Here is a 16,024-nt window from a genome sequence, read left to right as displayed (position 1 = left end):
TGCCGCATGCAAATTCAAGTAGTAAAATCTAAAATCCACAGAGTTAAATGCACGGGTGCAGAACTCAACTATATAGGCAGTATCACTATTGACGAAGACTTAATGGATGCCGCCAACATTATACAGGGCGAAAAAGTCCAAATTGTAAATAACGACAATGGCGAGCGCTTGGAAACCTATTGTATTCCCGGTCCGCGTAATAGTGGCGAAATTACTTTAAACGGAGCGGCCGCTAGAAAAGTATCGGTTGGCGACACCCTTATTTTAATCACTTATGCCTTTATGGATATTGAAAAAGCAAAAGTGTTTAAACCATCGCTTGTGTTTCCAGACGAAGCCACAAACTTGTTAAAATAAACTTTGAATCAAAAGACAAAAAACATACTAAAAACAGCACTCCCATTATTATTGGGAGTTTTTTTGGTCTGGTTTGCGCTGTCTAAAGTTTCGGTTGAGGAATTATTGGTATACGCCAAAAATGCCGATTATACTTGGATAGTTTTGGGCATGTTTTTAGGGCTTTTAAGTCATTTGTCGCGCGCTTACCGTTGGCGTTTTCAATTAGAGCCTATGGGCTACAATATTAAATTGGGCAATAGCATTATGGCGGTTTTTGTTACCTATTTAATTAATTATACCATTCCCAGAGCCGGCGAAGTCGCCAGAGCATCTCTACTCACAAATTACGAAGGGGTGCCTTTCGAAAAAGGTTTTGGCACCATAGTCGCCGAACGTATTGCTGATATGATTGTCATGTTGGGCATTATTACCCTAACGCTTTTTCTTGAATTCGATTTTATCTATAATTTTTTAATCGAAAAATTCGATCCCATTAAAATTGCCATTGCATTCATTGGGCTTATTGTTTTAATGCTTGTATTTTTTAGATATATAAAAAGAAGCAACTCTAAAATCGCATTGAAAATCAAAGCCTTTGTAAACGGACTAATTGAAGGTGCGCTAAGCATTTTTAAAATGGAAAAAAAGTGGGCCTTTATTTTTCACACCTTATTTATTTGGGGCATGTACGTGCTGATGTTTTACGTTACTTCTTTTGCACTCGAAGAAACCAGTAACATTCCTCTTGCGGCCATATTAATTGGTTTTATAGCGGCAAGTTTTAGTATTGCGGCAACCAATGGCGGCATTGGTTCGTACCCGTTGGCTATTTACGCGGCGTTTTCAATTTTTGGCATTGCCGAAGAGCCAAGTATCGCATTCGGTTGGATTATGTGGGCATCCCAAACCCTTATGATTATTGTTTTTGGCGGCCTATCCTTAATTTATCTACCTATTTACAACAGAAAGAAATCGTTAAACAAAAAATAACATTTCAGTCTTTTAAAACCTGTTTAAACACTTTTTTTTTAGTTTTAACATATTTCATACCTTGCCCCTATTAAATCTCAAATCATTTGAAATGAAACAACCAATCATTTTTTTATTAGCATTATTCTGCATTACAAATACTATTGATGCCCAAGTAAAATACGAAACCTTTGAGTCTTCAAAATTAGGAGAAACCCGAGAACTGAAAATTCAACTACCAAGAGGTTATAATTCCAACGAGGACAAAAAATATCCGCTGTTTATTGTTTTAGATGGCGATTATTTATTTGAAGCCGTGGCAGGAAACGTTGATTATTACTCGTATTGGGAGGACATGCCCGAAGCTATTGTGGTTGGCATCAATCAACTCGAAAAACGATTTGACGACTGTATGTATTCCGAGCAAAACTCGTTGCCCATAGAAACCGGTGCCGCTTTTTTCGAGTTTGTTGGCATAGAACTCATTCCGTACATAGAAAAAACATACCGAACCGAAAATTTTAGAGTGGCCGTTGGGCATGGAGAAACTGCAAATTTTATTAATTACTTTTTACTGAAACAGCAACCGTTGTTTCAAGGCTATGTGGTTATCAGTCCGGAATTAGCGCCAAATATGCTTGATTATATTCCAGAGCAATTGGGCAAATTAGAATCTAAAATTTTCTATTATTTGGCCAATACCAAAAACGACTCGAAGTCCATTAAAAAAATGACCGAGGCTTTAAATACCGATATTTCAGCTTTAGAAACCAAAAACATCTTTTATAATTTTGATAGTTTTGAAAGCGGTTCGCATTACTCGGTGCCGGCACACGCTTTGCCAAAAGCCATGGAAAGTATTTTTTATGTGTTCCAGCCTATTAGCATAAAGGAATACAAAGAAGTTATATTGGAATTGGACGGCTCCCCGGTTGAGTATCTCCAGGAAAAATACAAAATGATTAATGAGTTATTCGGAATTGAAAAACAGATTCTTATTAACGACTTTAAAGCCATTTCTGCAGCCATAGAAAAGAATGAAAATTTTGAATATTACGAAGCCTTAGGAAAAATGGCCCGTAAAGAATATCCCGATACTTTATTAGGAAATTACTATTTGGCACGTTTTTACGAAGAAACCGGTGAACCCAAAAAAGCCATGCGCACCTATCAATCGGCTTATATGTTAGATGAAATTGCAGGCATTACCAAAGATTTAATGATTGAAAAAGCAGACTTAATTAAGGCAGATTTCGGTTACTAAAAAACAAGATGTGAACTGGATATTTAGTTAATTATTATTTAGTCAAAAACCTTTAATAACTCCATAATTTTTCAACCCAATAACTTAAACAATGGCTAAAGTTAAAACTACTTTTTTTTGTCAGAGCTGCGGCAATCAATTTGCAAAATGGCAAGGGCAATGTACAGCTTGTAAAGCTTGGAACACTATTGTTGAAGAAGTTATTCAAAAACCGGAAAAAAGCGATTGGAAATCGCCAACCTCAACTGTAAAACGGGCATCTGTTCCCTTACGGATTAACGAAATAGACACCTCTAAAGAAGCACGACTCGATACCTTTGATGCCGAATTCAATCGTGTTTTGGGTGGCGGTATTGTTCCCGGATCTTTAACCCTTTTAGGGGGCGAACCCGGAATTGGGAAAAGTACATTGTTGCTTCAAATTTCATTAAAATTACCGTATAAAACCTTATATGTTTCGGGTGAAGAAAGCCAGAAACAAATAAAAATGCGTGCAGAACGCATCAATCCGAACAACAACAATTGTTACATTTTAACCGAAACGAAGACTCAAAATATCTTCAAACAAATAGAAGCTTTAGAGCCCGATATAGTTATAATTGACTCTATACAGACTTTACATAGCGATTATATTGAATCCTCGTCGGGAAGCATTTCGCAAATAAAAGAATGCACAACCGAACTGATTAAATTTGCCAAAGAAACCGCAACGCCCGTTTTGTTGATTGGTCATATCACAAAAGACGGCCATATTGCCGGCCCAAAAATATTGGAACACATGGTCGATACCGTTTTACAATTTGAAGGCGACCGCAATCATGTATTCAGAATTTTACGCGCCAATAAAAACCGCTTCGGCTCAACAAACGAATTGGGTATTTACGAAATGCAAGGTTCTGGTTTGCGCGAAGTTTCCAACCCATCCGAAATTTTAATCTCCAAAAAAGACGAAGAACTTTCCGGAAACGCCATTGCCGCCACTTTAGAAGGTATGCGTCCGTTAATGATTGAAGTGCAAGCCTTGGTAAGTACCGCAGTTTACGGCACACCACAGCGAAGTGCCACGGGTTTTAATGCGAAAAGACTAAATATGTTGTTGGCCGTTTTGGAAAAACGTGCAGGTTTCAGGCTTGGTGCAAAAGATGTGTTTTTAAATATTACCGGAGGCATTACGGTTGATGATCCCGCGATTGATTTGGCGGTTGTCGCTTCTATTTTATCATCAAATGAAGATGAAGCCTTACAAAAAGATTTTTGCTTTGCAGCCGAGGTTGGTTTGTCTGGAGAAATTAGGCCCGTACAACGTGTGGAACAGCGTATTTTAGAGGCCGAAAAACTTGGGTTTTCAACTATATTTGTATCGAAATACAATAAAATTTCACTTAAAAACACCCAAATTAAAATTCAATTGATTTCCAAAATTGAAGATGTAGTTGATATTTTATTATAGCCAAAAAGCTATTTTGTTAAAAATCATTCACATCTAAAAATAACCGTTTATCTGATAATTTTGTATTTCATCTACTTTTTTATTGCTTTTATCGATTTTTTCTCCTATAATTGCAATATTATTTTGTACCAATACATAGGTGCTTAAAAGTTAATTATTCTTCCCTCACCGTAGTTCAAATACGTTTTATTTTAAGCGATAACCAATAAAAAATGAAGTTGAATGCATTTCATCGATTTCATTAAACAGAAATTTTAAGAGTTTTAACGAATAAAAAACATAACCATTTGATTATAAATTAATTTTGCATTGCCCAAATCTATTATTTATGAAAACAAAATTACTTTTAAGCTTACTATTGGTATGTATTAGTTTAACCCTAGGGTATGGACAAACAAATGCACCAAGCATTCAAACAGGTGTTAGTTTTCAGTGGAGTGACACTCAAAACGCTTCAACAGACCCTGCTACCATTAAAAGCGTTACGGTAAACAATAACGTTTATCTTAATTATGGATTGCCAACGGGCTATCAAATGACCCAATTAGGACCTAATGGGCATTCAGCAAATAACATTAGATTAAATGGTGGATACACCGAAACTACGAGTGCAAGTTTAACATGGAATTTGTCCGCACTTGCTTCATTTCAAGATTTAAATCTAAACCACTATTTTGAAGCCAATGGAAACGGGCGCAATATTTGTGATGACTACACCACCGAACAAACTACAACGGCGCAAAGACAAACCTTAACCTATGGAACGGGAATTTTTGCGAGCTCCAGCGGTGTTATTGCCGTTACAGAGCGAAATGCAAACAACTGTTATCATTTAGAGCTTTTTGGTATTCCGGCCGGTGGCGGTGCAGAACAATCTTTAGGAGAAACTTTTGTTAACCAAACCTCAACAAGATGGGGTTTTGGTGGCACAGGAACTAGTGGCAATATGGGCACACCCGGAGCAGTTAACCCACCTCCTTCGGGCTCGGATTATTGGTTAAGCGACCGTGTACTTGAAAATAACGGAACAGTTGGGATTGCCTTGTTTTATCTAGATGATATTGCTCCGAATGGTTCAATTATTACCAAGGCGCAATTAACAGCGTCTACAAATGATCATGCCGATGGGAAACTATTTATTTTGACCCTTGATGACGAAGATGAAGATGGATATAGCGATGTAGACGATTTAGATGATGATAACGATGGCATTAAAGATACTGACGAGTCTGGAGGGATTGACCCTTCAGCAGATGCCGATACTGATGGTATTCCAAATTATAAAGATCCAGATTTTTGCACCTTAAATGTTCATGGTGTTTGTTCAAATTTGGATGCTGATTCTGACGGAATTCCAAATCACCTAGACTTAGATAGTGATAACGACGGCATTACCGATGTGAGGGAATCTGGTGGTACCGATTTAAACAACGACGGTATTGCCGATGGCTCAATAGGGTTAACACCAACAACAAATGGCATACCGAGTTCTGCTGGCACAGGAACGACACCTATTAATACGGATGGCGATGTTAATGGTTCCGGTAATCGATATTTAATTTATGATTTTTTAGATATCGATTCAGATAATGATGGTATTCCAGATAATGTAGAAGCACAACCTACCATTGGCTATGTGGCACCAAGTGGCACCTATTCCAGTACGGGAATTGATGTTAATTATGGTTTAGGCATTACGGTTGAAGACACTGATGGTGATGGGATTCCAGATTATATTGATTTAGACTCTGATAATGACGGCATACTAGATGAAGCAGAAAACGGTTTGCCAATTCCAACTACCGATCAAGATAAAGATGCTGATGGCTTAATAAACCCCTTTGAAACAACAAATATTGATGACCCTATTTGGGATGTAAATGAGGACATAGAAGACCCTACCGATCTATCAATATTACCGGATGCAGATGGCGACTTAAACTCCGGTGGCGATTTAGATTATCGGGATATGTTCAGCACTAATCCGCCTGCTATAGCTTCTATAGATTTTGATGGGGTTGACGACTATTTATCAAGAGCATCCTTTATAGATGGTTTAGGTACGGTTACCATAATGGCTTGGGTAAAGTCTGATGCCGGCAATTCAACCAACATGGTAATTGCAGGCGAAGACACGGGCTGTAAACTATGGCTCGAAAACGGCAACATACCTAAATTTACGGTAAAAACTGCAGGCAATTCAGAAGCCTCTGTAAGTTGTACCGCTATTAATTTTAATGAATGGCATCATATCACAGGAATTTATAATAGTACTTCTGGCGCCATCACCATTTATGTAGATGGAGAATTATTAAGCTCTAGCAATGTAGGAAGCACGGGGGCAGTCATTGAAACTACGAGCGATTCCAATGGAAATTTTGAAGTTGGCAGACTCTCAAGTAACCTAAGCAACAAGCTATACTTTAAAGGTGATATTGACGAATTGAGGGTGTTTAATACAGCATTAACAAGCGAGCAAGTAAGAAAAATGGTGTATCAAGAAATTGAAAAAAATACAGTCACCAATAATGTAAAAGGTGTCATTGCGAAAAAAGATATTGAAGACACCACTTCAGAAGCTAAAGTACCTTGGGCAAACTTAATAGCCTATTACCCAATGACGGATATTAAAATGGGCACAACCTCGGATTATTCCAGTAATAATGAAAAGCTTTATTTAAACTATATCACTTCCGTACAAGACCAAACGGCGCCCATACCTTATCAAACAGCGTCTAATGGTGCATGGACATCTCAATCTACATGGTTGCATGGCGATGTGTGGGATATTGAAAATACAGCAAACAATAAAGATTGGAGTATTGTAAAAATAGGTAGCGATGTGTCTGCTAGCCATACTATAAAAACAGTTGGACTCGTTGTTGATTCGGGGTATTCATTAACTGTTCAAAGTGATAATTTAGTACAAAACTCCTGGTATTTGGAGTTAAACGGAACACTTGATTTAGAAGGCGACTCGCAATTAATTCAAACCCAACATAGCGATTTAGTAACCTCTGCCGTTGGTAAAATTTTAAGAAGGCAAGAAGGAACATCCAGCTTGTACAGATACAATTATTGGGCATCGCCGGTGGGAGCCATAGGCGCAACAACCTTAAGCAATAATAATGCAACCACAAGCAATACAAATAACGGCGCTTACACCCTTAACACGCTAAAAGATGAAATGGGAATCAACTTCTCTTTCACGTCCAGTCACCATGAGGTTGGTAAAATAAGCACCTATTGGCTATATACCTATATTAACGGATTAACTTATTGGGATTGGGCGGTTTTAGACACTAATACACCCATTGAGCCAGGAGTGGGCTATACGCAAAAAGGCACCGGAAATGCTGGCTTAGAACAGCAATATACTTTTGATGGAAAACCAAACAACGGTACCATTTTAGTAAACGTTACCGATAAAGGAGGCGCAGGCTCGGAACCATCGGTCTCAAAAACCGAATATCTTTTAGGAAACCCTTATCCATCGGCATTGGATATCCATAAATTTATAGATGACAATGCAGGTGTTATTGATGGCACCTTGCAGCTATGGCAGCAATGGGCTGGCAATTCTCATCAGCTCAGGGATTACGAAGGCGGTTATGCTCAAGTAAATAAAACAGGATCAATTCGAGCCTACCAATTTGTAGGTATTGAAGGCGCAACTAATGGTTCGCAAGACGGCACGTTAACACCGTCAAGGTATTTGCCCGTAGGTCAAGGATTTATTACCGAAATTGTTGGAAACGGCAATGTGGAGTTTAATAACTCGCAGCGTGTATTTATAAAAGAAACTGATGCCGATGGCACTTATAACAACGGATCTTCGTTTTTCAAAAATGGAAATGACAAAACGAAAAACAAAGATGCTTCAGCAAAAAACAATGAGCAAAATGAATTTAAAAAGATTCGTTTGGAGCTAAACGCGGTATCGGGTCCTGCAACAAGAAGGGAATTGCTCTTAGGGTTTAGCAACACCACCACGGATGGATTCGATTATGGCTATGAAGCTGAATGCACAGATTCCAATAACAACGATTTGAATCTAGACTTCGAAGGTAAAAACATGAACATTCAAGCGTATAGCGACATTACCGACGATAAGATAGTGGCCTTAAACTTTAAATCTTCTGACACGAATACCTTCGAAATTAAAATGACGGAAACCGAAGGTATCGATGACACTCAAGACATCTATCTCAGGGATAATTTAACAGGCACATACTTCGATTTAACCAAAAATAAAGCGTACAGCTTTACATCGGAGCAAGGAAAATTCAATAAAAGATTTGAAATAGTATTTCAATCCGAACAAAAAAGCCTGAGCGTTGAAGAAAACAAACACAGTGCGAACTTTGTGTACTACCAAAACAATACAAATACACTGTTTGCAAAAAAACTGAGCGCTCCGGTAACTAGGTTAGCTGTAATTAACATGAAAGGACAAACCGTTTACGAGCTTCAAAATGTTTCTCAAACCACTTTAAACAACGGACTTAAATTAGCTAATTTGTCTACAGGGACCTATGTAGTTTGTTTAAGAACAGAGGACCATCAGGTAATTACCAAAAAAATTATATTTCACTAGTTTTGAAGTAAATAAAAATGAATGGGCCAAAACCTAGGTTTTGGCTTTTTTTTATAATAAAAATTATATATAATTCCTTAAATTCGCATCCTTATAAGAATCCATAGTAAATGAGCGCTAAATTTCCTGAATATAAAGGACTTGACTTACCAAATGTAGCTAACGAGATACTACAATATTGGCAAGAAAATAACATCTTCGAAAAAAGTGTAACCACCAGAGAAGGCAACAAACCGTATGTGTTTTACGAAGGGCCGCCATCGGCAAACGGTTTACCGGGAGTGCATCACGTTTTAGCGCGCGCTATTAAAGATATTTTTCCGCGTTACAAAACCATGAAGGGTTACCAAGTAAAGCGTAAAGCAGGTTGGGATACACACGGTTTACCTATTGAATTGGGTGTTGAAAAAGAACTGGGAATCACAAAAGAAGATATTGGCAAAACCATTTCGGTTGAAGATTACAATGCAGCTTGCCGTAAAGCGGTAATGCGTTACACCGATGTGTGGAACGACCTAACCGAAAAAATGGGCTATTGGGTAGATATGGACGACCCCTACATTACCTACGAACCAAAATACATGGAGTCGGTTTGGTGGTTGTTAAAACAGATTTACAACAAATCGTTGCTTTATAAAGGCTATACCATTCAGCCCTATTCACCAAAAGCCGGAACAGGATTAAGCTCGCATGAGTTAAATCAACCCGGAACCTATCAAGATGTTACCGATACTACGGTTGTTGCTCAATTTAAAAGCCCCCTAACCCCCAAAGGGGGAATTGGAAACTCAATTGCTAAAGCGTTTGGGTTCTCCCCTCCTTCGGAGGGGTCGGGGGAGGCCTTTTTCCTAGCTTGGACCACCACACCGTGGACCTTGCCAAGTAATACGGCATTAACCGTTGGTTCAAAAATTGATTATGTGTTGGTTGAAACTTTTAATCAATATACTCAAAAACCTGTTAAGGTTGTGTTAGCTAAAAATTTGGTTAGCAAACAATTTTCAGGAAATTATTTTGAAGTTCAAAATGAAATCGATTTTAGCCATTTAGTTAATAATATAAATGAAAAGGGGTTAGATGCAGAAGAAAGGCTTTCACTAATTATCGGAAGCAAAATAACTAAATCAGATTGGGACAATATTTGGCAAGTTTTTGTTAACAAAAAAAAGTTGTCCGATTTAGAGAAGTTAAATGTTTTAAATGAATTAGGGTATAAATTTAATGAAAGTCATATAGTTTCAATAAATAATTCTAATATTCAAAAAGTAAATAGAAAATTCCCTTTTAAAGTAATTGCCGAATGCAAAGGAAAAGATTTAGTAGGTATCACTTACGAACAACTTTTACCGTTTGCATTGCCAAACGACAATCCTGAAAATGCCTTTAGAGTTATTGCTGGCGATTTCGTAACCACTGAAGATGGTACCGGAATAGTACATACCGCACCAACTTTTGGAGCCGATGATGCTTTGGTTGCCAAACAAGCCACACCAGAAGTACCACCTATGTTGGTAAAAGATGAAAATGGCAACTTAGTACCATTGGTGGATTTACAAGGCCGTTTCCGTCCAGAAATGGGCGAATATGCCGGTAAATATGTGAAAAACGAATATTATAATGATGGTGAAGCTCCAGAGCGTTCGGTAGATGTGGAGTTGGCCATTCAGTTAAAAACAGAAAACAAAGCCTTTAAGGTTGAAAAATACAAACACAGTTACCCCAACTGCTGGCGTACCGATAAACCCATTTTATACTATCCGTTAGATTCTTGGTTTATAAAGGTAACCGATGTTAAAGATCGTATGTACGAGCTTAACGAAACCATCAACTGGAAACCCAAAAGTACGGGCGAAGGGCGTTTTGGAAATTGGCTGGCCAATGCCAACGATTGGAATTTATCGCGATCGCGTTATTGGGGTATTCCGCTTCCTATTTGGAGGACAGAAGATGGCAAAGAAGAAATCTGTATCGGTTCGGTTGAAGAGTTGAAAGCCGAAATGGAACGTGCCGTACAGGCAGGCATCATGGAGGCCGATATCTTCCAAAGTTTCGAAGTTGGAAATAATTCCGAAAACAACTACGCAAAAATCGATTTGCACAAAAATATTGTTGATGACATTGTATTGGTTTCTAAAAGTGGTCAAAAAATGTTCCGCGAAAACGATTTAATCGATGTGTGGTTCGACTCCGGAAGCATGCCTTATGCACAGTGGCACTACCCCTTTGAAAATAACGGTTTAATTGATAAAGGAACTACATTCCCCGCCGATTTTATAGCCGAAGGTGTCGATCAAACCCGTGGATGGTTTTATACGTTACACGCCATAGCGACAATGGTTTTCGATTCTGTGGCATACAAAAACGTGGTATCCAACGGATTGGTATTGGATAAGAACGGACAAAAAATGTCCAAACGTTTAGGGAATGCCATCGACCCGTTTGAAACTTTAGGAAATTACGGTGCCGATGCGACGCGTTGGTATATGATTAGTAACGCCAATCCATGGGATAATTTAAAATTCGATTTAGAAGGTATTGAAGAAGTAAAGCGCAAGTTTTTCGGAACGCTTTACAATACGTATTCATTCTTTCAATTGTATACAAATTTGGATAATTTCACCTATTCTGAAACCGACATTCCTTTAGCTGAACGCCCGGAAATAGACCGTTGGATTTTATCCGAATTGCATACCCTTATCCAAAAAGTGGATGCGTTTTATGCCGATTACGAGCCCACTAAAGCAGCAAGGGCCATATCTAACTTTACGCAAGATTATGTAAGCAATTGGTTTGTGCGTTTAAGCCGAAGACGTTTTTGGAAAGGCGATTACCGACAAGATAAAATTTCAGCCTACCAAACGCTTTATACCTGCATGGAAACCATTGCAAAATTAGGTGCGCCTATTGCTCCGTTTTTTATGGATAGGTTGTATCTGGATTTGAATGCGGTGACTAAAAAAGAATCATTTGAAAGCGTGCATTTGGCTGAATTCCCAAAATTTGACTCAAATTTTGTAGATAAAAGCTTAGAGCGCAAAATGGAAGCTGCCCAAACAATATCTTCATTGGTATTATCGTTAAGAGCCAAGGAGAAGATTAAAGTGCGCCAGCCTCTTCAAAAAATAATGATTCCTGTTGTTAGCGCACAACAAAAACAAGAAATCTTAGCCGTTTCAGAATTAATAAAACACGAAGTAAACGTTAAGGAAATTGAGCTTTTAGACGATGCTTCAGAGATATTGGTTAAGCAAATAAAACCTAATTTTAAAACCTTAGGACCTCGTTTTGGAAAAGACATGAAAGCCATTGCCAACGCCGTAATTAAGTTTACTGCAGAAGATATTAACAAAATGGAACAAAATGGTAATTTAGATGTTGCAGTTAACGGAAAATTGATTACTTTAGAACGGGCAGATGTAGAAATTATCTCGCAAGATATTGAAGGGTGGTTGGTTGCAAACGAAGGCGCATTAACAGTAGCTTTGGATGTAACGCTAACCGAAGATTTAAAAAGAGAAGGAGTCGCCAGAGAGTTGATAAACCGTATACAAAATTTACGTAAAGATTCTGGCTTTGAAGTCACCGATCGCATAGATGTAACGCTTCAAAAAGATGTTAATATTGAAAACGCTGTAAAACATAATATAGAATATATCAAAACAGAAACCTTAACCGAGAAATTAGAAATTATGGACCGATTAGATAATGGTATAGAAATTGCCTTTGATGATGTAAATACCAAATTATTTATTCAAAAACATTAAGATCATGAGTACAGACACAGTAAGATATTCAGACAAAGATTTAGCCGAATTCAAAACGCTAATTTTAGAAAAAATAGAAAAAGCTAAGCACGATTTAGAGCTTATTAAAAGTGCTTACATGAACGACCACAACAACGGTACCGAGGATACATCGCCGCAATTTAAAGCTTTTGATGAAGGCAGTAATGTAATGAGTAAAGAATCGAACTCGCAATTAGCCATTCGTCAAGAAAAATTTATCCGCGATTTAAGAAATGCATTAATACGCATTGAAAACAAAACCTATGGTGTTTGTCGTGTTACCAAAAAACTAATTAACAAAGAGCGCTTAAAGTTAGTGCCACACGCCACATTAAGCATTGAGGCTAAAAACATGCAACAATAATTAAGTTAAAAAACATAATTTAAAACGTCTCTCCCGACAACTATCGGGATTGAGACGTTTTTTTATTAAAAACCTCATGTCGCTAAAAAAATCCATTCTACTGATACTAATTATTTTGCTCATCGACCAGGTTAGTAAAATTTATATAAAAACCCATTTTGCACTTCAAGACCATATTGAAGTTTTTAGCTGGTTTAAAATTTATTTTATTGAAAACGATGGAATGGCCTGGGGCACAAAAATAAGTGATTTTGCATCGTTTATGGACGATAGAACAGCCAAAGTAGCCTTAACCCTGTTTAGGATTGTTGCCATTTTTGGCATAGGATATTGGCTGTACGACGTAATAAAAAAACAAAGCCCCAAAGTGTTGATATTAGCCATTGCTCTCATTTTCGCAGGCGCCATGGGCAACATTATCGATTCGGTTTTTTATGGTGTTTTGTTTGACGACAGCTACGGTCAAGTCGCTACCTTTTTACCCGAAGCAGGTGGTTACGATTCTTTTTTACACGGTAAAGTAGTCGATATGCTGTACTTCCCCATTTGGAAAGGCTACTTACCAGAATGGATGCCTTTTTGGGGCGGCGATTATTTCACGTTTTTCGAGCCAGTTTTTAACATCGCCGATATGGCCATAAGCACAGGTTTTATAATGCTTATTGTGTTTAATAAAAAGGCGTTTCAGAAAAAGGAAGTTTAATCCTGTTTTTTTCAAGTAAGTATTTTTCTACCTCAAACGGATTTGCTATATTTAAATTTTCTACCAAACCCTCAATTAATGAAAATTAAGTATTTGCTATTAATACCATGCTTATTATTTGTTTCACAAGCAGCTTTCTCTCAAAACACCTTCGATATTATTTTTAATGCCAATGATAGGGATCAGGAATGTAAGGCCTGTATTCATTCGTTTCGTCAAAAACCCAAAGAGGTCAGGTATTCGATTAAAAGAGAAAACGACGATCTTTATTTTGAAATAAACGATAAAAACTGGTTTAATTCGGTATTTAAAAATGCCGGCGATGGCCTTGCAGTAGATGTTGTGTCGAAAGACAGATACGCTTGTCAGGTTCAGTCTATAGACAATTACCAAATCAAAGGGCTTTTGCTTGAGCCCGTTTATGCCGAAGCATTAAAAGGGGGCTTAACAATTAACACAGAAAACATATTTAGGGTAAAGGTTGGTAAAATTCCTAAAAAACTCCTTAAACACGATTTAGAATACAATATCCTGTTTTTGGGCAATAAAAACCTGTGTCGGTATTATGTAACTTACGATTTGGATTACTATTCGTGGGATTTACTAGATATGGGTATGTACTTGGATTTTTTAACCTACGGTACCAAACAAATAAGGGCATCAGCTAAAGAAGGCTATGCAATTAGAAATAAAACTTTAAAATTTGTAATTCCCTTCAAAAAAAATAAAGCAAGTTATTCCCAAGCCGATATAAAACCCATTTACGATTCGTTAAGAATAACAGATTTCGATATTAAGTCTTTAAATATCAAGGCTTACTCTTCCATAGAAGGGATTTCGAAACGAAATGTCGAATTACAAGAACAACGTGCAAATAGCATCGTTGCCGCATTGCAAACCTTTCAAAAACCCACCATTAAAACCGTTGTTTCTGCTTCGGAAAACTGGGTGGAATTTTTTAATGATATTGACAGAACCCCATATGAGAATTTAAAGACGCTGACTAAAAACGACGTAAGGAAAAAAATAGCAGGAACCGTATCGAGGGAAATGGAATATCTTTTAAAGAACCACCGAAAGGCCGTTGTTGAATTAGAGCTTGAAAAGAAAGAAAAAAACATTGGCAAGTCTGCCAATACGCTGTTAACGGAATTTAATCGGGCCATTACCGAAAATAAAATTGATAAAGCAAAAACAATTCAAAATTCAATTTTCGAAAAGATTAAATCAAATGAAACCACTCCGGCCATTTTACAGAAAATGGATATCCCAAAACAGGCTAAATACGCTAAATTGATTAATAAAAATGCAGCCTATAAATATATGTTAAATGAAAGACAGGCATTAGTTGTTTACAACGAATTGCTCGATCTTGAAAAACTAGCGCCTAACGATAAAGAGATAAAGTACAACATCGCTGCAATTGAAATAATACTATGGCGGCACAAGGCTATTGATATTGATGAATCTGAATTGGTTAAAAACATAAATGCCTTGAAAAAACACGGCATACACAGGTCGCTAATTTCAAGAATGATGGTAAATTTCCATATTGTTATAGCCGAAAAATTAATGAAAAACAGGGATTTTGACAACAAAGACAAATCGGTTGATTATGTAAATAAAAGATATAAAAAGTTTCCGTTGTCCGATTACGATTATTTGAGTTTAGCTCAGTTTTTCAGCATTTATGGTAACTCTAATTTGGCTGTTAAGTTATTGGAAAGAAAAGCCAGAACCATTGATATTGATGAAGATTTACTATTCTATTATTTAAACCTAACCTTAATTGACGAAAGCTTAACAAACGACCCCAATTACCGAACCATAATGCTTAATGCGATAAATATGAATAAAACGCGTTTTTGCAAGTTGTTCAATGCTGTTGAAAATGGCGGTGTAACCTTCCAGTTATTAGACAATGAATATTTAAGAAATACCTATTGCGAGAATTGCAATGACTAAAACGTGTAAATAGTATCTGGCGTAACGCAGTAATCCAGTTTAATATCGCCTTGGTAAATCCCTTCAATGTTCTCTTCAACACTAAAAAGGGACAAACCAATTTTAATGGTTTCCGGTTTGCAGTTGGCCAAAAAATTATCGTAAAATCCTTTGCCGTAGCCTACCCGATTGCCTTGTTTATCAAATGCCAAAAGCGGTACAAAAACCACATCTATTTTTTTATCGTCAATTTCTATGCCATCAACAGGTTCGGGGATACCCCAAGCGCTTTTCTTAATTACCGTATTGTCGGTCAATAAATAATTGATTAAAGACGTGTCTTTAAATTTACATTTAGAGATGACAATGTTTTTGTCTTTCCCCGAAAGAATGTTTAAAATATAATCGGTGTTAATCTCTTTCAGCTCTTTAATCGATAAAAATATATGGTAGAAAGTGTGTTCCCAAATAGGCAAACTTAAAGTTTGGTTGGCAATAGCCATACTAAAATCGTCTATCTGTTTAAGCGATAAATCTTCGCGAAGCGCTTTATACTTTTTACGTAATGCTGGTTTGTCCATACTTGATTAATTTGAATTGAGAGCTGGC

10 protein-coding genes are annotated in these 16,024 nt (G+C 37.2%); 9 read left to right on the top strand and 1 reads right to left on the bottom strand.

Annotated elements, in window-relative coordinates; all coding sequences use genetic code 11:
- Nucleotides 1-6 precede the first annotated feature (6 nt).
- The 9 genes from panD (at nt 7) to RNZ47_RS04250 (ending at nt 15,436) form a co-directional block, all read left to right on the top strand.
- Nucleotides 7-357, top strand: coding sequence for an aspartate 1-decarboxylase (gene panD, locus RNZ47_RS04290; RefSeq protein WP_072400238.1), 351 nt, complete (start codon nt 7-9; stop codon nt 355-357).
- A 3-nt stretch (nt 358-360) separates the two neighbouring features.
- Nucleotides 361-1,329 (top strand): lysylphosphatidylglycerol synthase transmembrane domain-containing protein, encoded by a 969-nt coding sequence (locus RNZ47_RS04285; protein ID WP_311936910.1) that lies wholly within the window; start codon nt 361-363, stop codon nt 1,327-1,329.
- A gap of 91 nt (nt 1,330-1,420) precedes the next feature.
- Complete coding sequence (locus tag RNZ47_RS04280) at nt 1,421-2,572, top strand: alpha/beta hydrolase (RefSeq protein WP_311936907.1); 1,152 nt, start codon at nt 1,421-1,423, stop codon at nt 2,570-2,572.
- A 91-nt stretch (nt 2,573-2,663) separates the two neighbouring features.
- Complete coding sequence (gene radA, locus RNZ47_RS04275) at nt 2,664-4,022, top strand: DNA repair protein RadA (protein WP_311936905.1); 1,359 nt, start codon at nt 2,664-2,666, stop codon at nt 4,020-4,022.
- Between the two features lie 328 nt (nt 4,023-4,350).
- Nucleotides 4,351-8,619 carry a DUF8693 domain-containing protein gene (locus RNZ47_RS04270; protein ID WP_311936903.1) on the top strand — a complete coding sequence of 1,423 codons (4,269 nt, stop codon included), beginning with the start codon at nt 4,351-4,353 and terminating at the stop codon, nt 8,617-8,619.
- A 110-nt stretch (nt 8,620-8,729) separates the two neighbouring features.
- On the top strand, nt 8,730-12,383 hold the full coding sequence (gene ileS, locus RNZ47_RS04265) for an isoleucine--tRNA ligase (RefSeq protein ID WP_311936901.1): 3,654 nt from the start codon (nt 8,730-8,732) through the stop codon (nt 12,381-12,383).
- A gap of 4 nt (nt 12,384-12,387) precedes the next feature.
- Complete coding sequence (locus tag RNZ47_RS04260) at nt 12,388-12,768, top strand: TraR/DksA family transcriptional regulator (RefSeq protein WP_311936899.1); 381 nt, start codon at nt 12,388-12,390, stop codon at nt 12,766-12,768.
- A 76-nt stretch (nt 12,769-12,844) separates the two neighbouring features.
- On the top strand, nt 12,845-13,471 hold the full coding sequence (locus RNZ47_RS04255) for a lipoprotein signal peptidase (protein WP_311936896.1): 627 nt from the start codon (nt 12,845-12,847) through the stop codon (nt 13,469-13,471).
- A gap of 78 nt (nt 13,472-13,549) precedes the next feature.
- Nucleotides 13,550-15,436 (top strand): hypothetical protein, encoded by a 1,887-nt coding sequence (locus RNZ47_RS04250; protein WP_311936893.1) that lies wholly within the window; start codon nt 13,550-13,552, stop codon nt 15,434-15,436.
- On the opposite strand, the gene RNZ47_RS04245 is transcribed toward RNZ47_RS04250, so the two are convergent.
- Nucleotides 15,433-15,996, bottom strand: a complete 564-nt coding sequence (locus tag RNZ47_RS04245; protein WP_311936890.1) for a 5-formyltetrahydrofolate cyclo-ligase — start codon at nt 15,994-15,996, stop codon at nt 15,433-15,435. The two genes, RNZ47_RS04250 and RNZ47_RS04245, sit on opposite strands and share 4 nt — an antisense overlap.
- Nucleotides 15,997-16,024: the final 28 nt, after the last annotated feature.

This window comes from Hwangdonia seohaensis, from assembly GCF_031932625.1.
Classification (GTDB): domain Bacteria; phylum Bacteroidota; class Bacteroidia; order Flavobacteriales; family Flavobacteriaceae; genus Hwangdonia; species Hwangdonia seohaensis.
This window is presented reverse-complemented; position numbering and strand designations above follow the sequence as displayed.